Source organism: Halobacteriovoraceae bacterium (genome assembly GCA_020635115.1).
GTDB lineage: Bacteria > Bdellovibrionota > Bacteriovoracia > Bacteriovoracales > Bacteriovoracaceae > JACKAK01.
Genome location: JACKAK010000001.1, coordinates 168276 through 190696, shown reverse-complemented (window position 1 = coordinate 190696; position 22421 = coordinate 168276). Strand labels below are relative to the sequence as shown.

Annotated in this window: 21 protein-coding genes; 18 read left to right on the top strand and 3 right to left on the bottom strand. The window is 33.8% G+C overall.

Annotated features, from left to right (window positions below; translation table 11 throughout):
- The first annotated feature begins 5 nt into the window (after positions 1-5).
- Positions 6-1088: a hypothetical protein gene (locus H6622_01000; GenBank protein MCB9060082.1), complete on the top strand. Its 1083-nt coding sequence runs from the start codon at positions 6-8 to the stop codon at positions 1086-1088.
- Here H6622_01000 and H6622_00995 read toward each other — a convergent pair.
- Positions 1085-1342 (bottom strand): NifU family protein, encoded by a 258-nt coding sequence (locus H6622_00995; GenBank protein MCB9060081.1) that lies wholly within the window; start codon positions 1340-1342, stop codon positions 1085-1087. The two genes, H6622_01000 and H6622_00995, sit on opposite strands and share 4 nt — an antisense overlap.
- Positions 1343-1461: 119 nt before the next feature.
- Here H6622_00995 and H6622_00990 point away from each other — a divergent pair, with 119 nt between their 5' ends.
- From H6622_00990 to H6622_00970, 5 genes are all read left to right on the top strand, one after another.
- A complete protein-coding gene (locus H6622_00990) occupies positions 1462-2505 on the top strand; it encodes a glycosyltransferase family 9 protein (protein ID MCB9060080.1) in 1044 nt (347 codons plus the stop codon).
- 36 nt (positions 2506-2541) lie between these two features.
- Positions 2542-3525, top strand: coding sequence for a DEAD/DEAH box helicase (locus tag H6622_00985; GenBank protein MCB9060079.1), 984 nt, complete (start codon positions 2542-2544; stop codon positions 3523-3525).
- A gap of 9 nt (positions 3526-3534) precedes the next feature.
- Positions 3535-4332 (top strand): recombination protein O N-terminal domain-containing protein, encoded by a 798-nt coding sequence (locus H6622_00980; GenBank protein ID MCB9060078.1) that lies wholly within the window; start codon positions 3535-3537, stop codon positions 4330-4332.
- Between the two features lie 92 nt (positions 4333-4424).
- Entirely contained in the window at positions 4425-5033 is a 609-nt protein-coding gene (locus H6622_00975) for a hypothetical protein (GenBank protein ID MCB9060077.1), read from the top strand.
- A gap of 9 nt (positions 5034-5042) precedes the next feature.
- Complete coding sequence (locus tag H6622_00970; protein MCB9060076.1) at positions 5043-5225, top strand: hypothetical protein; 183 nt, start codon at positions 5043-5045, stop codon at positions 5223-5225.
- Here the strand turns inward: H6622_00970 and H6622_00965 are convergent.
- Positions 5222-5710: an HAD family hydrolase gene (locus H6622_00965; GenBank protein ID MCB9060075.1), complete on the bottom strand. Its 489-nt coding sequence runs from the start codon at positions 5708-5710 to the stop codon at positions 5222-5224. The two genes, H6622_00970 and H6622_00965, sit on opposite strands and share 4 nt — an antisense overlap.
- A 38-nt stretch (positions 5711-5748) precedes the next feature.
- Between H6622_00965 and H6622_00960 the strand changes: the two genes are divergently transcribed.
- From H6622_00960 to H6622_00905, 12 genes are all read left to right on the top strand, one after another.
- The gene (locus H6622_00960) at positions 5749-7458 is read left to right on the top strand and encodes an ABC transporter ATP-binding protein (GenBank protein MCB9060074.1); all 1710 of its coding nucleotides are present in this window, start codon (positions 5749-5751) and stop codon (positions 7456-7458) included.
- Positions 7459-7569: 111 nt separating this feature from the next.
- Positions 7570-8739, top strand: a complete 1170-nt coding sequence (locus tag H6622_00955; GenBank protein ID MCB9060073.1) for a hypothetical protein — start codon at positions 7570-7572, stop codon at positions 8737-8739.
- A 15-nt stretch (positions 8740-8754) separates the two neighbouring features.
- Positions 8755-9114, top strand: a complete 360-nt coding sequence (locus H6622_00950) for a hypothetical protein (protein MCB9060072.1) — start codon at positions 8755-8757, stop codon at positions 9112-9114.
- A gap of 143 nt (positions 9115-9257) precedes the next feature.
- Complete coding sequence (locus tag H6622_00945) at positions 9258-10556, top strand: glycine--tRNA ligase (protein MCB9060071.1); 1299 nt, start codon at positions 9258-9260, stop codon at positions 10554-10556.
- Between the two features lie 68 nt (positions 10557-10624).
- Complete coding sequence (locus tag H6622_00940; GenBank protein ID MCB9060070.1) at positions 10625-13288, top strand: pyruvate, phosphate dikinase; 2664 nt, start codon at positions 10625-10627, stop codon at positions 13286-13288.
- Positions 13285-14184: a serine hydrolase gene (locus tag H6622_00935; protein MCB9060069.1), complete on the top strand. Its 900-nt coding sequence runs from the start codon at positions 13285-13287 to the stop codon at positions 14182-14184. The genes H6622_00940 and H6622_00935 overlap by 4 nt, the downstream gene beginning before the upstream one ends.
- Positions 14185-14218: 34 nt before the next feature.
- Positions 14219-15655 (top strand): hypothetical protein, encoded by a 1437-nt coding sequence (locus H6622_00930; GenBank protein ID MCB9060068.1) that lies wholly within the window; start codon positions 14219-14221, stop codon positions 15653-15655.
- On the top strand, positions 15648-17339 hold the full coding sequence (locus tag H6622_00925) for a hypothetical protein (GenBank protein MCB9060067.1): 1692 nt from the start codon (positions 15648-15650) through the stop codon (positions 17337-17339). The genes H6622_00930 and H6622_00925 overlap by 8 nt, the downstream gene beginning before the upstream one ends.
- Positions 17340-17450: 111 nt before the next feature.
- Positions 17451-18614, top strand: a complete 1164-nt coding sequence (locus tag H6622_00920; GenBank protein MCB9060066.1) for a methionine adenosyltransferase — start codon at positions 17451-17453, stop codon at positions 18612-18614.
- A gap of 110 nt (positions 18615-18724) precedes the next feature.
- On the top strand, positions 18725-18952 hold the full coding sequence (locus H6622_00915; GenBank protein MCB9060065.1) for a hypothetical protein: 228 nt from the start codon (positions 18725-18727) through the stop codon (positions 18950-18952).
- Between the two features lie 99 nt (positions 18953-19051).
- Entirely contained in the window at positions 19052-20581 is a 1530-nt protein-coding gene (locus H6622_00910) for a sigma-54-dependent Fis family transcriptional regulator (GenBank protein ID MCB9060064.1), read from the top strand.
- A gap of 106 nt (positions 20582-20687) precedes the next feature.
- The gene (locus tag H6622_00905; GenBank protein ID MCB9060063.1) at positions 20688-21617 is read left to right on the top strand and encodes a hypothetical protein; all 930 of its coding nucleotides are present in this window, start codon (positions 20688-20690) and stop codon (positions 21615-21617) included.
- 3 nt (positions 21618-21620) lie between these two features.
- On the opposite strand, the gene H6622_00900 is transcribed toward H6622_00905, so the two are convergent.
- Positions 21621-22421: an MCE family protein gene (locus H6622_00900; GenBank protein ID MCB9060062.1), complete on the bottom strand. Its 801-nt coding sequence runs from the start codon at positions 22419-22421 to the stop codon at positions 21621-21623.

Genomic DNA, 22421 nt, shown 5'->3' with positions numbered 1-22421 from the left:
AAAGTTTGAAAATTTATATTATATGGATTGTTCTCTTCATTTCACATCTCTATGCGACAGAAACTGATAATTACACATATAGCGATATTGATTTAGAGGATTCGAAAGAAAAAATAAACTCAATCTTTAACGATGATTTAGATGATATCGTTTTCGATTTAAATGTTAAACTTGGTGGACGATTTAAAGATTTCACTTCAATTTCAGATACTCAAATAGAACTTTCATTGTCGGGTATTTATTTGGAAAAATTAGGCAAAGATCCCTTCTTTCATCCCTATGAAGAATGTATAAATCATGGGGTTTGTAGAGGAGTAAAAATAGAGAGAATTCTGATACGACCGAATGAAAGTATATTTTCAAAATATAATCCAGTTGCAACGACATTTGTCGCTTCAACCATAAATATGTGTGGAGTAAGGTTTGGAGTTGATAAAATTTCACACCTTTTAATGGATGCATTTGCTTTTTACAATGCTACGAAAGATAAACGTTTTAATATTTCAAAAGAAGATGTTTTAAAGTACTCAGATGCGCTGGAAAGTGGAGGTTATGGAACCAAATTTACTGGAGTTTATTCATACTCCGATATAGAGGCCAATAGGAAGGGGGTCGATTTGTTTTACGATTTATTTTCTGGCCAAAAAAACTACCTTGTCAGAGACAAGAAGGGGAGACTTAAAATAAATAAGAAGGTAGACCTTTGTGATTATGTTGACAAAAAGTTTGATGAAAGAATTGAAAAGAGTAAACTCGGAGATACATCAAAATCTCCAGCAGTTAAGGCCGCGATAGATTTAGCAACTCAGGATGCAGAATATAGAACGAAGTTTTTTAGTCAAAAACAAAAGGACGAGTTCAAAAAAAGTATACTTAAAAGAAAATACAACGAAGATTTAAGAAAATTCAATCCATTAAAGGTTATAGAATTTGCAGGAATGTATTTGAGTGATTATTCAAATTCGAACATTAAACGAAAAGGGTACCATATTATGTTGGCACCTCTGTTTAATCCAATTCTGAACAACCCCTTTGTGGGTTTAGAATACAGAAATCCATCAAATATCCAAAGAGAAATTGAGGATTAAGAATAATATGGGTTCTCACCAGCAGAATGATCTGTTAAATCTACGACTTGAATAATGTCAGGAAATTTCTTTTTAATAAGTGCTTCAATTCCATTTTTTAACGTTGCACTCGAGCTCGAACAACCCTGGCATCCGCCTATAAGTTTGATAAAAACTTTATCATTATCTACATCTATAAGCTCAACATTTCCACCATGAGATTGCAAACTGGGGCGAATCTGTTCATCTAAAACTTTTTCTATTTGTCTAAGCATCTTAAAAACCTTTTGTTTATCATCAAATATAACAATTCTTCGACGCAGTAAAGATAGGACTTTCTTTTTAAACACAACTTTAAGTTGTGGAATGTGTCATAGGATGTTATTTTGAATGTATGCAGTCAATAAAAAAAGTTCTTATTATTAAAAACCGTATGATTGGTGATTCTATACTCACACTTTCCAGTCTAAGTTTTCTTAGAGAAATATTGCCCGATGCAGAAATTCACTACGGTGTTCCAAAAAACTTGGCAGGCCTGTTTTTAAAAACTTCCATTTCTGCTAATAAGATAATTCAAATTGATTCAAAAAGCATTTCTGGAATATTTCAACTCTTTAAAGTTATATTTTCTGAGAAATACGATTTTATTATTGAACTCAATCAGTCTTCAAGTTCAAGACGTTGGTTAAAAATGATTTGTAAGTTTATTAAAACAAAATATTTTTTTCATAACCACCACCGAAAAGATAAAACGATAATAATTGATCAAGGAATTCGCAAAGCTAATATCCAAAGAGATCTTGATGCTTGTTGGAGTGTTCTAAAAAAATTAAAAGTTGATACTCAAATTCCAAATTATTTAAACTATCCTCCCAGAATGTATTTGAAGGGAGAAGACCCTTTTAAAAACAATTCTATTTTATTTGGTATCGTTGCAACTCGATCAACAAAGATGTGGCCATTGGGACATTTTTTTCAACTGGCCAGACTGATTGAAGATAATTTCCCAAACACTACGATAAGGATACCGTTATCAAAATCACTTACAGATCAAGAAATGAAAAAAGAATTTCTTAAGTTTGGAAATATTAAAAATCTTGAATTTGTTGAACGACCTCTATCAGAATTGCCTTTCGAGTTGGCAAAATCAATTCTTTATATTGGAAACGACACGGGACTTAAACATATCGCTGCTGCCATAGGAATAAAAAGCTACACTTTTTTTGGGCCAGAAGAACCATTGGAATGGCATCCTTATGATAGACAAAAACATCCCTATTTTTTTATAGAAGATTTAGAGTGTAGAACGAGAACGGCCCATTTTTGTGGACTAAGTCATTGTGAGAGTATGATTTGCTTAAATCAATTTAGTCCTGAACTTGTATTTTCAGAAATTGAAAATGACTTCAAAAATAATTTTGAAATTTCAACGATTTAGAAAATGCGATAAATATTTTTTTGCATATATGTACAGATGTATGAAAAAAACACATTTACCTTTTTACTCGCTCCTCCTGCATGGGGTAAAACGACCTATATTATAGACAAGTATAGAAGTGAAAAATTAAAAATACTTTTTATTTCTCCGCTTAGAGCACTGGCCAAAGAAGTCTATGAAAGATTGAATTCTGAAAAAAATGTGTATTGTGAATTAGATGAAAAAATTTCGAGAGACGTATTATTAAAAAAACAGTTCATTATTATTTCAACTGTTGAGCGTTTTTCTTTAAATTTTGAAGATCCTTTATTTAAAAATATAATTATTGTACTCGATGAAATACATCTCTTTTTCTATTGGGGTGAAAGTTTTAGACCTCATTTACTTGATTTTATTTATGGGTTGCCATGTGAAAAAATTTCTGTTTTTGCAATGACAGCAACTATTAATTCAGCAATGCTTAGTGAATGGAGAGATTTACTTCAAAAACAATTTCAACAGGTTAATGTCATTGATTTTGGAAATCAAAAATTAAAGTATAATCCAAATAGAGTTATCACTTCAAAGTTAATTAAAAGTGATAGTTATTACAGAATGATAATATGGGACATGTATACTAAAAAAGAATCCATACTCCTTTTTTGTAAAAAAAGATCTGATGTTTTAAGACTTAAACGTTTTTACGAAAAAAAAATTAAATTTCCCGTACTCTATTGTATTGGCGGAAGAGTTGATCAGTTCTGTGAAGAGTTAAAAAAAGTGAGTACACCTTGTTTAATCATTGGAACGACTGCTATCGGCCATGGTGTCAATCTCCCTCAAATAAGAAGCGTGTATTTTGATTATCCCGTTAAAAACAAGGATTTTTGGTTACAAATGGTTGCAAGGGGTGGAAGAGATGGGTTGGGTCTTTATGTCTATGCCTTTGAAAATTATAGTATGGTAAAAACAAGATTGATAGATGTGATAAAATTTCTTGTGATTGACTTTTTGTTGTGTTTTATTTTCTTTAAAAATTGAGGTCTATTCATGAAACAAAAGCTTGAAGGTATAGTGTTAAGTAAAGTTCCACATAAAGAAAGGGATATACTTGCTCGACTTCTCCTTCGAAATGGAAAATCGATTTCAGTTTATTTTTATGGAGCTCAAGGTGGAGGAAAAAAACAAAAAGGTTCAATGCTAGAGATCGGGCATCTCATTAGTTTAACATTAAATATTTCACAAAATAAAACAGACGTTTATTCTGTCAAAGAATGGAAACTTAAATGGCATTACGAAAAATTAAGAAATAGTTTTCAAAGTTTCAACCTTCTTTGTTTTTATATAGAAATTATTAGTAAAATTGCACAAAAAGATGACCTCATTGAAAACCATGATGATATTGATCAGTCTGATGTAGGTCTTTTTCGAGTCTTGAGCAATGCGATCTTTTATCTGGAAGAATCCATCAAATCTCAAACGTTTTCTTTCTATCAACATTTTAATCTTTTCCTGGGAAAGCTCTTAATGGAGCAAGGTGTTTTTCCAGAGAGAATGAACTGTGTCCTATCAGGCAATGATCTTACTCCCAGCGATCAGGTTGTTTTGCTAAATGAACACGGTGGTTTTGCCCTGAGCGAATCGGTTGATCAGATTGATAGAAATACTATACAAAATGGAAAGTCTGCATGGCTTGTTTTAGGCCAAATATTTCATACAAAATATTCTAAATATAAAGAAACTTCTATCACTCGAGACTATTGCTCAAAACTCATACTTGATTATTTCTTGTATCAACTACATTTAAGTTCAAAAGATTTGAAAACATTATCCTTTATACAGCTTTAATTTTTTGAGTATTCACTACTATTTTTGTAATTGACAACACTAAGTAAGTAAGATGAAAATGCGGCGTAACTATTTGAAAATAAGGAGTTTTTGTGAAGCCTTTTATCCTTTATTCTCTTGTCATAGGACTTATTTCTTGTCAAAAACAGATGAACACTCAAATTGAGAAAGAATTAATATGTGAACTTAAAGAAGGCAAGTATTCAATTCAAAACTTAACTCTCATGAAAGATAAACAAAGTTATGAAGCAATTTTGATTGGAGCTCCCTCTTGTTTGAAAGTACCTCACGAAATCCAAAAACTTGAATTAGCTAGAATTAATGAAGAAAGTAGAGAAAAAGCATATATAGAATATTCTGATGGGAAATATAAGGCGTTTATCTCTGAAGAATTTAAAATTGCTGTCAAACAGTTTGATTCTAAGACAAACGAAACAAAAGAAGTCGGAAGCTGGGGGCCCTTCATATCCGGAGCGGCCGGAGCTGTCACAGGAAGTATAGTCGGAAATGTTCTTGCAGATAAATTGCTAAGCAAAAAAAGTGATGAAATCTCAGTAAAAAGTGCTGCACCAATTTACTCTCCAACTCCAGTAAATAATTTGAAAGAAGTTCCCACACAAAATCAAAAAAAAGGAAGTTTTTTTAAAACAAAAAGTAAAAGTTCTGGCGTTAAAATCTTTCAAAGAAGAAAAAAATTTTAGGAGTTTGAAATGTATAAACTGTTTATAGAAGATGAAAATGGACAAAAAATTGAACTAGTTGAGGCCAGTGATGAAAAAACCATCGAGGGTGCACAATACGGAGCTCAAGCTCTTCTTAATCTATTCTCTGATGACTTTGATCTAGAAGATGGATATCAGGTATATTTTGAGAAAATAACTTCTCCAACCTAACAAATTATTTTTGAAAGTATATTTGAAAGAGTCTCTTTTTTTTTATAATCTACTTTAAAAGACTTTACCCCTGCTTTAGTCCCGGCCTCAACATCAATATCCTTATCGCCAATCATGTATGATTGTGTTGGGTCGATATTCCATTTTTCACATGCTCTTAAAATCATGACTGGGCCGGGTTTACGACATTCACAATTTTCCTCAGGGGCATGTGGGCAATAAAAAATATCTAAAAACGGATCCAGGCCATGACTTTCTAGATCTTGATTCATTTGTTTATGTAAATCATGCATTTGATCAACTGTGAATTTGCCTCTTCCGATACCAGATTGGTTCGTAATGAGGACTAAATCAAATCCATTCTTTTGCAGCTCCTTAAGTGAATTAAATGTATCATTAAAATACTCAATACTTTTCGGGCAATATTGATAATGCTTATCCACAATGACTGTACCATCTCTATCTAAAAATATTGCCTTGCGCATAAATTTACGTCCTCCACCAAAAACGTTATAGTCAAAAAATGATCAAACTACTTAAAGAACTTTTACCTTATGTTACACCTCATTGGAAGAAAGCACTTTCAGCGATTTTACTATCCTTCGTCTTGGCAGCTGTAAAAGGGGCCGAAGTTGAAATTATAAAGCGTTTTATCGATGAAGGTCTAACCGGTACATCAGAAGAAATGCTAAAGGTCATTTTCTTACTTTTAGGAGTCGTTCTCATCAATTTTCCGGCCAGATTCTTTCATTATTACTGGGTGCGCTATATTTGTACAGAGGCCCACTGTCAACTAAGACAAAGAATCTACCGAAAATTAATGAAGCTCCCCATGAGCTATTATGCAAAAAGCAAACAAGGAGAACTTATCTCCAATGTACTCAATGATACGATGACCTTTGCCATAGGCTTTAGAAATCTGGTCGACATGGTGAAAGAACCAATTACGGGAATTGTTCTCTTTGTTATCCTATTGATGCGAGATTGGCAGCTCACTCTTGTACTTGTTTTCTTGGCACCGATATTTGTAATAACTTTCAAAAAAACTGGCAAAATTGTAAAAAATAATCAGAGAAACGTTCAAAATGAACTTGCAAACATTACCCACCTCACGGGAGAAGGTGTTCATGGTCAAAAAGTTTTTAAGGCCTTCAATTTACAAAATTTTATCTTAGGTAGATTTAAGGATGCTGAACTGAGGTTTTTTAACGCACAAATGCTTACAACTAAAATAGAAGAAATAGCTCATCCATTAGTCGAAGTAATTAGTGGGGTTGGCGTTTGTATCGTTCTTTATATGGCCCATACTAGAGTTACAATGGGAGCGATGACAACTGGAGACTTTGTAAGTTTTCTAGGAGGATTGGCCCTTATAAATGACCCTATTCGAAAATTTTCTCAGGCCAATGTAAAACTCAATCAGGCCCGTGCGGCCAGTGAAAGATTGAGAGAACTATTTTTGATTGAAGATGAAATTGATAATGGACAAAAAGAAATTGGACAATTTAGTGAATCTATCGAATTTAAAAATCTGAGTTTTTCTTACGGAGAGTACAACGTTGTTAAAAATTTTTCTGCGACTATAAAAAAAGGTGAAAAAGTGGCATTAGTTGGTCTTTCTGGTTCGGGAAAATCAACTTTGATAAATCTTTTACTTGGACTTTATCCCATTACAGAAGGAGAGCTTCTCATTGATGGGGTGAACATTAAAGATATCAAACTATCATCACTTAGAAATCTTTTTGGGCTTGTCAGTCAGGATATTTTTTTATTTCACGATACGATAGAAAATAATCTACGTTTGGGAATGGATATTTCAAAAGACCAATTGAAAAGAGCGCTAGATATGGCCTATGCAACTGAGTTTGTAAATGAGCTCCCTGAAAAAGAAGAAACAATTGTCGGAGATAGAGGTATGAGATTATCTGGTGGGCAATCTCAAAGAATCACTATTGCCAGAGCATTTTTGCAAGACACGGATATACTTTTATTTGATGAAGCGACATCGGCCTTGGATAATGAATCAGAAAAGCTTGTACAAAAAGCACTTGAAAAAATTGCTGGCCATAAAACCGTTATAGCAGTTGCTCATAGACTGAGCACGATACAACACTTTGATAAAATCCTCGTTCTTTCAAATGGAGAACTTGTTGAAGAAGGTAATCACGAATATCTTATCGCTCAGAAAAAAGAATATTCTAAACTTTATGAATTAAGTACCTTAGACAAATGATATGTTTTTTATCTTAAAAGAAAAAACATTGAAGACTTTTTTGCTTTTTATTTGAATAAAGTAAAAAACTCCAGCAAAATATAAATATATATTTTTAACAAGGCCTTCTGAATGAAAAAAATTCTAGTATTGAGTACTCTTTTATTTTCAATTTCACTATTTGCACAAAACAAAAAAGAATTGAGAGTAGGTAATCCAAAGCAAGATACTAGTGAGAATAAAAAAGCGGAGCAAAATATTTTAGATTTAAATTATTTTGTACCAATGAATCGACTCTATTTTGAAATAGAAACCAAATATTTAAATCAAGAATACACAATCAAAAATCAAAACAGTGAAAATCCAAAAACTGAATACAAAAATCCAAAATTAAATATTGATGGTAGGTTTAGTTTTTCTCCTATGCCATTTTTAAAGACATCAATTTTCATGAATCTCTCGCTTAAGAATAAAAAAGAAATTTCATCTGCGACAAAAAGTGATGGGACAGTTAAAACTTCAGGTACTGTCAATAATACTAATGATGAAATTTATAACGGAGAAAGCATTAACAACTGGGGGTTAGAGAATTTTGGAATAGAAGTACTTTATCGACTCATGAGAAACACACATGGTTTATTTGATTTAGATCTACTTTTATCTTTTTCCCCAAATCTCATAGATGCCCAGAGGGGTGTACAATACGAGGCCCTAAGTCGATTTTATAGTACGGATGGAAATGCTTCTCGTGGATCACACGAATTCGTTTTTGGAGCACAACTTTACAAACATTTTGGAGATTTAAGAGTCGGTTCATATATTCATACTATTTTTAATTCAACGACAAAAATTTCCGAAATCGAAGGAGATTCAACAAGCTCAGATTTGACAAAAAGAAAAGATTTAGAAAAAGAAATCGAATCATACTTATCTATTGCTTTTGGTTTTAGTGGCCAGTTCTTTTTCACACCTACTGTCGCTGCCAAATTGTACATGGATTTCAAAGGAGTGCCAGAACAAACGACGACGTATGATCTCAATTCAGGTGCTACTACAATGCAATATACAAATGGAGAAACGCAAGAATCTTATTTCGAAACAAAAATGGGGCTAGAGTTTTCTTTTTTGACTACAACGGATTCAAAAGTCACATTGGGTTCTGGGTTTAATTTACTTCCAGATGTTGGAACAACTACAAGTCAAAAAAATATCCAAAGTGGTGCAGTATCACAATTAACAGCTACAGAAAAATCTAACCGAAACACATGGTTTCTTTACCTAAACGGAGCGATTACTTTTTAGAGGATTTGGTAGTTTATGAAAATATTTGTTTCTTTTTTAATAGTTTTTTTCATTACTTCGTGTGCAGAATTAGTACTAACTCCGGCCCAGAAAAAAATCCGAGTTCTGTACAAATCAGATGCTCCAATGAATTGTACAGAAATTGGAGAAGTTCATGGTTATGGATTTAACCATGACTATAAAAGTAAAACGATTAGAATTAGTGCTGATGAAATAGGAGCAAATCTAGTTGTTATTACAAATGATGGAATGAAAAAGAAATATGTGACAACCATTTCAAAAGATATTAATAAAATCTCCTCAGAATCTGAAGTTGAAGAAAATGATTCAGGTGAAATACGAGGTATTGCCTATTCTTGTCCTGTTCAAAAATAAAATTGGGCCGTAAAGGTAAATACTATTTATTTTATATGATCTCTCAAAGACTGTTCGTCCAAGAAACTACTGACACTTTTAAAAATATTTTATAAAGTCACACGTCGCAAAATAAACCGGAGCATACAGTGTCTGAAGCCAGTATTAAATCAATGAACGACCTAGTGGCCTTGTCAAAAAGACGGGGTTTTATTTTTCAATCTTCTGAAATTTACGGAGGGCTAGCTTCTTGTTGGGACTATGGGCCTTTAGGGGTAGAGCTTAAAAATAACTTAAAACGTAGATGGTGGGAGTCAATGACGTTTCGTGAAGATGTAGTTGGTGTTGATGCTTCAATTTTTATGCATCCAACTGTTTGGAAAGCTTCAGGACATGTGGATGGATTTCATGATCCAATGGTTGATTGCAAAAATTGTAAGTCTCGTTTTCGTGAAGATAAAATTAACGTAAATGAAGCTTGTCCAGTCTGTGGAACAAGAGATCAATTTACTGAACCAAAAGATTTCAATCTTATGTTTAAAACCCAAATGGGCCCTGTAGAAGATACCTCTTCAATGGTGTACCTAAGGCCAGAAACTGCTCAAGGTATCTTTGTAAATTTTCTCAACGTTCAAACTACTTCAAGAAAAAAAATTCCTTTTGGTATTGCACAAATCGGCAAGGCCTTCAGAAATGAAATTACTCCAGGTAATTTTATTTTTAGAACAAGAGAATTTGAACAAATGGAGATGCAATATTTTGTAAAACCAGGGTCACAAAAAGAATCAATGGAACTTTGGAGAGAAACTAGATGGCAATGGCATTTAAATAATGGAATGCGAGCAGAAAAATTACGTTGGGCCCCTCATGGGCCAGATGAGTTGGCCCACTACGCTGATGCTGCTGTCGATATCGAATATGAATTTCCTCATGGCTGGGGAGAGATGGAAGGAATTCATTCACGAACTGATTTTGACTTGAAGCAACATCAAGAATTCTCTGGTAAAAATCTTCTCTACACAGATCAAGGAACGAATGAAAAATACTTACCTTATGTGATCGAAACTTCTGTAGGTTGTGATAGATCACTTCTCGCTTTGATGTGCGATGCATACAGACTTGAAAATGAAGGTGATAAAGAAAAAGAAAGAGTTGTGATGAAATTTCACCCAGCGTTGGCCCCTATAAAAGTGGCAATCCTTCCATTGGTCAAAAAACTTGATACCGAAGCTAAGAAATTATTCAATGACATTCAAAAGCATTTTAGGGCAGAATATGACCTGGCGGGTACGATTGGTAAGCGTTACAGAAGACAAGATGAAATCGGAACTCCTTTTTGCGTAACTTTTGATTTTGATACGCTTGAAGATAATGCTGTTACAGTAAGAGATAGGGATACGATGTCCCAAGAAAGGGTTTCTATCTCAGAGCTTGTCAACTATTTGAATCGCAAATTAAACTAATCATAGACAAAATAGTTTACTATATAAGGCCCACGTATGTGGGCCTTTTTTTTTATAAAGAGGTTTGTATGAGTGACAAGTGGGTTTATCGATTTAATGCTAAAAACACTGATGGCAATCGCGGAATGAAAAATATTTTAGGAGGAAAAGGGGCCAATCTTGCAGAGATGTCCTCTTTGGGTTTACCAGTTCCTCCTGGTTTAACTGTCAGTACAGAGGCCTGTCTTGATTTTGAAAAAAATGATCAAAAAATATCTGAAGAAATCCGCAATCAAATTTTAGATGCGATTAAAGAAGTTGAGAAACAAACTGGTAAAAAATTTGGGGATAGTAGTAATCCACTTTTGTTCTCAGTTCGATCAGGTGCTCGGGTCTCAATGCCGGGGATGATGGATACAGTTTTAAATCTAGGAATGAATGATGAGACAGTTGCCGGAGTGGCCAAGTTAACTGGAAATCCAAGATTTGCTTGGGACTCGTATCGAAGATTCATACAAATGTATGCAAACGTAGTGATGGGTTTTAATACTTCAGTACTTGAACATTCACTTGAAGATTTAAAGGAAGCGCGCGGGGCCAGAGAAGATACGGAACTAACAGCTGAAGACTGGCAAGATTTAGTTGCAGTTTATCGTAGAACAATTTTGGAAGAAAGTGGTAAGTCCTTTCCTATTGATCCCTATGATCAACTTTGGCAAGCGATTGCTGCAGTTTTTAAATCATGGAATAATCCAAGAGCTATCAAATATCGGGAAATTAACAATATTCCAGGGAATTGGGGAACAGCGGTAAATGTTCAAAGCATGGTGTTTGGAAATATGGGTGAAGATTCAGGGACAGGAGTTTGTTTCACGAGGGATCCTTCAACTGGGGATAAGAGATTTTTTGGTGAATATCTCATGAACGCTCAAGGGGAAGATGTTGTTGCTGGAATCAGAACACCTGCACCAATTAATGAAGAGTCTAAAAATGACTCCAACAAAAATTTAAAAACGTTAAGTGAGGTACAACCTAAAATGTATGATGAATTAGTAGAGTTGTACATGAAACTTGAGTCTCATTACAAAGATATGCAAGACATTGAGTTTACGATAGAAAAAAGTAAACTTTTTATTTTGCAGACGAGAAATGGAAAAAGAACAACTGCTGCGGCCATTAAAATTGCAACTGACCTTGTAGAGGAAGGAATTATCTCCAAGAATGAGGCCCTACTTAGAATTGCACCTGATGATTTGAACCAATTACTGCATCCAAGGCTTGATCCTAAAGCAACAAAGAAAGTTTTAGCAAAAGGACTACCGGCCTCTCCAGGGGCAGCTGGAGGTGAAATTGTTTTTTCTTCAGAGCAAGCTCATAGTTTTGCTGAAGGTGGAAAGAAAGTTTTACTTGTAAGGCAGGAAACAAGTCCTGAAGATATAGCGGGAATGGTTGCGGCCGAGGGAATTCTAACCGCGCGAGGTGGTATGACTTCGCATGCAGCTGTTGTGGCCAGAGGAATGGGAAAAACATGTGTGGCCGGATGTACTGAACTCGTTATCAATCAAAATGAGAAGACGCTTGTGATTAATGGTAGAACTTTTAAAGAGGGGGATCTACTCACAATTGACGGTTCAAGTGGAGAAGTTTTAGATGGACTCGTTCCTACGATAGATGCAGAAATTTCTCCTGACTTTGCTAAGTATATGTCTTGGGCCGATGAAGTTAGAAAACTTAAAATCCGAACAAATGCAGATAATCCTCATGATAGTGAGGTAGCTATTAAATTTGGAGCAGAAGGTATAGGACTGTGTAGGACTGAACATATGTTTTTTGAGGCCGAGCGAATTTTATCTGTAAGAGAAATGATTTTTTCAAAGGATAAAGAAGGAAGATGTAAGGCCATTGAAAAATTACTTCCTTTTCAGAGAGAAGATTTTCTTGGAATTTTTAAAGTCATGAACGGAAGGCCTGTTAATATTAGATTACTTGATCCACCTTTACATGAGTTTATGCCTCATACTATTGAAGAAAAGCAAGAGTTAGCAAACGGTTTGAAAGTATCAATTGAGGAAATAAATAGGCGAGAATCAGCACTTCATGAATTTAATCCAATGCTTGGACATAGAGGGTGCAGATTAGGTATTACCTATCCAGAAATCTACACTATGCAAGTGAGAGCAATTATGGAAGCGGCCATCGATGCCAGTGGGCAAGGTATAGAAGTTAAACCTGAAATTATGATTCCTTTAGTGGCCATCGGTAAAGAGCTTATCTTACTTAAAGAAGTTTCATTGAAGACAATTAAAGAAGTCTTTAAGGAAAAAAAGAAAGAAGTTAATTTCAAGCTTGGAACTATGATAGAGCTCCCAAGAGCGGCCATTACTGCTGCTGAAATCGCCAAAGATGCTGACTTTTTCTCCTTTGGAACGAATGATTTAACTCAAACAACTTTTGGACTATCTCGAGATGATGCTGGTAAGTTTTTGACTGAGTATGAACATCAGGGGATATTGGCCGTTGATCCATTTATTTCAATAGATACTGAAGGAGTAGGGTTTTTGGTTGAACATGCTACCAAAGAAGGTAAGAAAACAAATCCTAATATGCATATTGGAATTTGTGGAGAACATGGGGGAGATCCAAAATCAATTGAGTTTTGTCATAAGGCAGGCCTAGATTATGTGAGTTGCTCTCCTTACAGGGTACCTATTGCGAGACTTGCAGCAGCTCAAGCTGCAGTAAATCTTCAATGAAAAAACTGATTGAAAAACTAATGAAAAATCAGCACTTTGACAGTATTGCTGTTGGAGTGCTTGATTTTAAAAAAGGTACTTCTAAATGTTTTGAATACAGTAAGGGCCAGTGGCACTCTAGTCCCTATCTGATTTATGATCTGGCCAGTCTTACAAAACCATTAACAAATTCTTTAAGTGTTATTTCAAACTTGGATAAAATCAAAAATAAAAAAATATTTGGACTTCTTAATCACACAATGGGTGTTCCTATCGGGGGAAGACTTTCTAAAACGACTTGGAGAGAACAACTTCTTGGTTATAAGCTTATAAGTTCTCCTACAAGTTATTCAGATTATTCTTCTTTGTTGGCACAGATTTTAATTGAAGAAGAAATTGGTCATTCTGTTTACAGTTTTGTTGAAAAATATTCGAACAAAGAAGTAACTCACTGGACTGAGTTAAATGCTGATCAAAAAGAGAAATGTGTTATAACAGGGATGAGAAAAGGAAAAATTATCCAAGGTGTAGTTCATGATGATAATGCCTATTATTTGCAGCAGAAGATTTCACATGCGGGTCTTTTTTCTTCAATCTCTTCACTATGTGATTTTTTAATTCAGGCCAACAAGAAGATTAAACTCAACCAGAAAATGAAAACTTTTTTTGAGCAAAAACACGGACGTTTTATTTATGGTTGGGATACGATTAGTTCACCTGAAGAGACATTGGCCGGTAAAGGTTGCTCATTGGAGACTTTTGGACATTTAGGCTTTACAGGAACTTCAATATGGATAGATTGTCAAAAAGATAGAGGAAGTATTATTCTAAGCAACGCTACTAAAAATTTTTGGTACGATCGAGGGGGCCTAAATCATTTGCGGAGGGCCATTGGCGAAATGATCTGGAAAATGTAAGATAACACAACATGTATGATCAAATTGGTGGCAAATGGATTTAACTAATAAAAAAAGTCAGGAAGATCTAGTTAAAATGAAAAAAGAAGTAAAAAAAATCTTCTTTTTTAGAATATGTGGTACAGGTATGGGGGCCGCCGCGTGTTTACTACGTGAGGCCGGTTATGATGTTGGGGGGTGTGATTATAATTTTTATCCTCCCATGAGTGATTATTTGATTAAAATGTCTATTCCCACTTGCAAAGTTGAGGATGTTACTCGTGAAACATTGCAGGAATATGATCTCATTGTTGTGGGCAATGCAGTCCATAGAAAGAGTGAACATGCTAGACTTATTGAAGAGTGTGGAGTTCCTTTTGCTTCTTTTCCTGCAACCATTGGTTCTTTTGTTCTGGCACAGAGAAATGTAGTTGGAATTTCAGGAACACATGGAAAGACGACGACAACATATTATCTTACACAGATTCTTGAAAAACTTGGTAAGAAACCAGGTTATTTAATTGGTGGAGTTATTGAAGGAAGGCCATCTTCGCTTTTAGGAGAAGATTACTTTCTTATAGAATCAGATGAATACGATAGCGCTTATTTTGAAAAGTTTGCAAAATTTAGATTATATAATATCAATAATCTCATCGTAACGTCGCTAGAATTTGATCATGCCGATATTTATCAAAATTTAAATCAAATCCAAGATGAGTTTAAAGCAATTTTTGAAGTTGTAGATCATTCGTTAATCTATAATGAAACATATCCTGGCATTTGTGAAATTTTAAAAGATGCAGTAGCTAAGACAATTTTAAAATATGGAAACCTAGAAATTTCGCCTAAGATTATTGAACATAATGATAAAGGGACAAGATTCGTACTCGAATTCAATGAGAAAAAAATTGAATTTACAACAAACTTACATGGCGATCATAATATATTAAATCTAACTGCAGTGATCTTATTTTGCCTCAGTGAAGGTTTTGAAGTGAAGAAAGTGACAGAGGCCGTAAAGAATTTAGCTCAAGTAAAGCGAAGGCAAGAAGTGAGAGGAACATATAAAAACTCTCTTGTCATAGATGATTTTGCCCATCATCCGAGGGCCATATCAATGACTTTAAATGGATTAAAAAGAAGATTTCCGGGTAAAAATATTGTCGCTGTAATAGAGCCTGCATCAGCAACTGGACGAAGTGATATTTTTCAAAATGAATTTGAAAATTGTTTTGATGAGGTTAACAAAGTAATCATTGCTACACCTCAAATCAAAACCAGTGTGACTTGGGCCAAACAACTTGATGTGAGTAAATTAACTACAGCTTTGAAAAATAAAGGAAAAGATGCCGTAAGTGTGACAAGTGTTGACGAACTCTTAAGTGAAATAGATCAAAGAACGAGTTCTGATAATTTAATTTGTGTAATGAGTAATGGAACTTGCCTTGGACTTTGGCAATCAGACTTTGTTAATCAACTTCAACATGCTTAAAAAACTTATAATATTTCATTTATTGTATTCTAGCGCCTTTGGAATTATCCCAATCAAAGGCAAAGATACTGAGATTATTGATAATTATTTAAAACTCCATACTGAGTTCTCACAAGAAGTATGCCCTGCAGATGTTGAACCAAGGTATTGGGATCTTTTTAAAAAATTTAATAGTGGTGGCTATTATACTCCCATAGATTATGAAGATAATATCGACACAAAAGTTGTAGAACTTCATATTAGAATGATTATTGAAAAAGAAAAATGGATAAAAAACGAAATAGCAAAATTCGAAAAGATTACAACATTAAAAAATTATTTTGTTGAAATTAAAGATTTAGAAATATTAATATCTGAATTACTTGATTTGAAAGAACAGTATTTTGATGAGAATGACTTAACTATAAAAGATCAAGTCCTAAGAAACTCTGGGCCTTTGTATGAAAAATTTAGAATCAAATTACGATCTTTTCTTGAAAGACTTACATTTTTACAAACATTTAAATTTCCCGTCGACCATCTCGAGCTTAGACGGAAGTACGATTCTCTAAAACATAGAAATGATAAAGTAGGAAAATCAGAGGGTAACATGATCTACTTTGTAAGAAAAATCTATGAAGACGGAGCACAAGATAAAGATCATTCACGTAGTGATATGTTTCTAAGAACTTCAATCAACGCTTTATTTTTAAAATTAGAACAGAAAGAAGATTTTTTAAGTGAAGATATCAGATCAGATGTTGTTTATGTTTTAGACAAAATTACTTCTCAACTAAAACGTGGACAACGAAAAATTTTAGAAAGATTACTTGAATGGCAAAGAAGAACGGCCGGAGCATACGTATTTTATAGTTCACTTCTCAAAAACGATGAAGAAGGCCTAAAGCTTAGAAAAATGCTCTCTCTCGAAAAAGCTCATTCTCGCAAAAACCTCAAGGAATATTCTTTATTAAAACAAGCTGAATCATTTGAGTTTTGGTCAAAACAAACACTCTTAAATAGAGCATTATATTCTTTATCAACGATTCTTTATAATGAAGTGGGACGGATTGATGGTGAAGATGCATTAGAGAGAAAAGATGTTCTTCAAGTTGTTATCAATAGATCTGAGATAAAGTTTTATAATCAACTTTCAAAAGAAGATAGCATTCTTGAATATTTGATAAATAGAGGGATTGAAAAATATAATGAATACCCTTGGCTCAACGTACTTTTTAAAGAAGGCGAGTTTTCATTTACCTATTATTTTATTAATGGCAATCTTCGAATTTATTGTCCCTCTAAAACGAGAGTTTCTAGGTTTTTAAGAAAAGAAAACTTAAATTTAGCACTGAAGCTTCTAAGATCTCCTAATTATGATTTCAAAGGACTCAGGTATTTCTCACGTGGAGGAATGCTTGGTAGGATAGATATGTCTGGATTATGGGTTGATTATCTTCCAATTCCTGAAAGAGCGGGAAATGAAATAAAAAACTCTAAAAGGCTCTCTAACCTCTATGACAGAAAAAAATATGAGTATTACTATCATTTCATTGATCCCAATGGAAAAATTTTCAAAGTTGTTGAGATTAAAAATAACAAATACGCATATTATCCGCAAACTAAAACTTTTTATAAATATCGAAATCGTCACCATTTTCGTTATTTCAAAAAGGGCCCTGAAAATACTCATGTAGAGCAATGAACGATGGTTTGAATTTACTTGCCGAGTAAGAAGGCATGGTGTAAGTTCTGTGCAATTAGATAGTGTAATATTTATTTAGTTTTTTTATTTAGTCACGGGGGAGGTGCGTTAATGTTGAAAGATTATGTTTTTACTTCAGAGTCAGTTACTGAAGGTCACCCTGATAAGATGGCCGACCAAATTAGTGACGCTGTTTTAGATGCCATGTTGGGACAAGATCCAAAATCAAGAGTAGCTTGCGAGACTATGATAAGTACCGGAATGGTTATTCTTGCTGGTGAAGTGACCACAAACGCGCAGGTAGATTTTCAAAAAATTGTACGTGAGAAAATTAGAGACATTGGATACGATCACTCTGATAAAGGTTTTGATTGCGATACATGTTCTGTACTTGTTGCCCTTGATAAGCAATCTCCAGATATTGCTCAAGGAGTAAACGAAAATGAAGGTTCATATAATGAGCAGGGGGCCGGAGATCAGGGCCTTATGTTTGGTTATGCCATAAATGAAACGACTAACTTTATGCCTCTTACGATTGATCTATCTCACAGACTAGCTAAGAGATTAAGTGACGTTAGAAAAAATGGTACACTCCCATGGTTAAGAGCTGATGGTAAGACTCAAGTCTCTGCCCAGTACGTAGATGGTAAAGTTTCAAGGCTAGATGCTATTGTCCTTTCTACTCAGCATGCTGAAGAAGTTACTCTTAAACAAGTACAAGAGGCAATTAGAGAAGAAGTTATCAATAAAATAGTTCCAAGTGAGCTTATAGATAATGAAACTAAAATTTTTATTAACCCAACCGGTCGATTTGTAATTGGTGGCCCAATGGGAGATGCTGGTCTTACTGGACGTAAGATAATTGTTGATACTTACGGTGGACATGGAGCTCACGGTGGTGGTGCATTTTCTGGTAAAGATCCATCTAAGGTAGATAGATCTGCCGCTTATGCCACAAGACATGTTGCTAAACACATCGTTGCTGCAGGTCTTGCTGATAGAGCACTTGTACAAGTTGCCTATGCTATCGGTGTTGCTCAACCAATGTCGTTTTTAGTTGATACATTTGGCACAGAAAAAGTTTCTGTGAATAAAATTAATGAAGCTGTTAATAAAGTCTTTGATATGAGACCTAAAGCAATTATTGAAAGACTAGATTTATTGAGACCTATTTATTCACAAACTGCTGCTTATGGGCACTTTGGGCGTGAGACCTCCAATGGTTTTAATTGGGAAAGACTCGATAAAATTGAAGAATTAAAATCTTATTGTTAAATAAGTTGAAAAGGAAGGTCTTCATACGGGCCTTCCTTCACCTTTTTCCCACCTTTAATTTACTTGTAATTTACGCGACAATTGGAATAGACACTCATTCAGGATAATTGATGGATATAGTCTATTTTATCATAAAACATACACCCTATTGGGCCGTACCTTTTGGAATGATTTCAGCTGAGTTTAGTTATATTTATTGGTTAAAATCTTTCAAAAAAGTTTCAGTTACCTTTTTTGTTTTTGGTGTATTTTGTTTTATTTCACTACTTTATTACTTAATTGGTGGTGGCCCTGACGCTGCTGTTGATAATCTCATATGGTTTTTTCATCAAATATAAGTTGATTTTTTCCTAGTGTTAGAAAATTGACACCAATAATTTATTTAGTGTAGTCTATATAAGGTGTTATTCTTTGGCACTAGGAGTATACGGCCTTACATGGAAGATTATCAATTCTTATACAGTAATTTCGGACAACCAGAAAAATTAAAAGATAATCAAGATCACTTATTTCAAATTCCGGAAGTGATCATTGTTGAAGATGAAGATAATCTGAGAAATTCTTTAAAAAAAATCATTGAGAAAAAAATGGGATTAAATGTTAGGACGTTTGCAGATCCTCTTTCTTGTTTGGACTACAATTTTGAAACAGATCGTTCATATTGTTTACTTACTGATATCAGTTTTTCACAGGCAATTGATGGCCTTAAGCTTATAGATATTTTAAAAGAAAGATCCATCCGTTTCACTGCTATTGCAATGACAGGGTTTGCTTCAGTTGAAACAGCAATTCTGGCCACAAAAAAAGGTGTATTTCACTATCTGACAAAACCTTTTGAAATTTCTCATTTACTTGATCTTTTAAAGCGAGCTTTTTATGAGGAGTTAAGTATTTCTGAGGATTTTTTTAATAAGTCCGAAAATGTAAAATTCTCAAATGTGGATAATCCGCGAAGTGATTCTTTAAAATTAATTGAAATGCCAAAAAAAGAAGATTTCTTTTGTGGAATAGTTGGTCGTTCAAAAAAGATGAAAAAAGTATTTGAGCGAATAGAGAAGGTTTCTCAATCTGATTCTACTGTATTTATCTCAGGAGCATCTGGGACAGGAAAAGAATTAGTTGCTAAGGCACTTCATAATTTGTCCTTAAGGGCCAGTCGACCTTTAGTTTCTGTAAATTGTGGTGCGATTCCAGGTGAACTTCTTGAAAGTGAACTTTTTGGGCATAAAAAAGGTGCTTTTACTGGTGCAATATCAGATAGAAAAGGAAAGTTTGAACTCGCAAATACAGGATCAATTTTTCTTGATGAAATTGGTGATATGCCTTTGATTTTGCAAGTTAAATTATTGCGCGTTCTACAGGGACGTGAAGTTGAGCCTGTGGGTGGAAGTCAATCAATTCCAATCGATGTCCGAATTATTACAGCAACTCACAGAAATCTGGAAGAAAGTGTCTCCAGGGGGGAGTTTAGGGAAGATCTCTTTTATCGACTCAATGTCATTCCTATTACAATCCCAAGCTTGGCCGAGAGAAAAGATGATATCTCAATTTTAATTGGTCATTTTCTGAATAGATATGTAAGTGCGGATGGTAGTAATAATATTTCTTTTGAAAAAGATGCTCTTGATTGTCTATATGATTACGATTGGCCAGGAAATGTTAGAGAATTAGAAAACCTTATTGAAAGACTGGTCATTCTCAAAGGTGGCAATACGATATCTCTTGCTGATCTACCTCGAAAATTTTTAGGTACTCAGTCGGGGTTTGAGTTATTTGATTTTGAACTTCCCCAGGAGGGAGTAAATCTTAAAAAATTTGTAGTTGAGTTAGAGAAAAGTTTTATTGATCAGGCGCTAAAAAGAACAAATGGAAATAAAAATCAGGCCTCTAAACTACTTGGTCTCAATAGAACGACTCTTATCGAAAAAATTAAAAAAAATGAACGATCTCCCCTCTTAGATTTGTAAAATTTGCGAACAAAAAATTCAATTCTATTAAAACTATTTTTTATTTTGAAGATACGATATAATCAGCTTAATTTTTAAGTTTTTGCTACTTAGAGGAAGCTTTCATATGGAAGAATACGAAGAATTAGAAATAATGAGATTACAAAATTTTGAAGACCTACCTACTCATTTATATCTTAAAATGACAGATAGTAAATTTGTAAAAATTGGCAATGCAGGAGACCATGTATGTGCTGAGCTATATGATAAATACAATAATAGAGGTGTTGAATTTCTTTATGTTCAAAAAGGTGATTTGAGACTATGGCAAAAAGTACAAAAAGTATTTCAATTTAAAGTAAACGAAAGTTTATCTGCTGCTGAAAAAGTAAAAGAAATGGTTTTACAACTTGGGATTGATGATTCGGTTATTCAAGAGGCCGATAAGATTACACAGTCTAATTTGAATTTTTTAGAGAAAAAAGAAAAATCACTTTTCGATATACTCAATGAGATGATTAAAGGTGAAAATTATATATATGAAAAGTCATTACTGACTTCTTATATCGCATTTTCAATTGCAAAAAACTGCTCATGGGTAAATAGTGAGTCTTATAAAAAGCTAGGTATTGCTTCACTTTTGCACGATTCCTTTTTAGATAACGAAAAACTATCAAGAATTGAAAATTATCATGAACACAATTTATCAAATCAAGAAGTTCTTGAGGTAAAGGAACATATTAATAAGGCGATCACTGCACTTTCTAAATCTAGTACAATGTCATCTGATTTAGATAAAATGATAAAAATGCATCATGAAAGGCCGAATGGAAAATCTATTATTTATCAAGTGGACGCTTCAAAACAACCGCAATTAATTTGTTTATTTATTTTATCTGTGGATTTTACGGCCAGAATATTTTCAAGCTGGCCTAATTTAAAGTTATTAATTGATAATATTGAATATATAAATAGTGAATACAATCAAGGAAATTTTGTTTCAATTCTCAAGGCATTCAACAAGACTTTTGAACCTGTCTCCAAATTAGGTAGGTAATAACTAATTATTCTCGGCCTTTTTGATTGATTCTCTCAAAAAGTATTTCAGTACTTTGTTTCTCTTTGCTCCTCCAAGTAGTGTTTGAAGGTCATCATAAACAGTTCGATCGTAGATTAGTGAATGCAAGGTACCTGGGCCCTCATTGATTCTTGCCCCCATAAATTCAAGATGTTTTGATACTTTTTCCATGTTTGCAAAAGATTTATTTAAGTTTTTCACATTTAACTGCTTAACTGTATTATTTAGAGTTTCTAAAGATTTCTCTAAGTTTTTAAATGAAATAGCAACAGTTTGCTCGTCCACGTTTGAAAAAATAATATCAAGCTTTTTTAAGAGACGATCAGCTGTGACCATAATGTCTTCGCCTCTATTAAGAAGTTTATCAAATGAGTTTTGGTCTAATGTTTCAATGATATCTCCATCATTCATGGCAACAGAATCAGTTGTACCGCCTAATATTTCAAGAAGTTTATCGCCTAATACACCCTGAGTTTTTACTTCTATATAGCTATCTTTTCTTATCCAATTCAGATATTTACTTTTAATTTTTAAAATAAGCTCTATTTTATTAAGTTCGATGAATTCAATGCTTTCTAACGTTCCTACTCGTATTCCTTTTAACTGAACAGCTGCTCCAATTTTTAGATTTTGGGCATTTTTGACGTATGTCTTAATTGCTGATTGTCCTTCGAAGAACGCCTGGTCTTTTCCCAACATACTTATAATAATTCCGCATAATATAAATAGAAAACACAGAAAGATTCCTGAGATAAATACATTTTGCTTGTCTTCAGGTCTCAT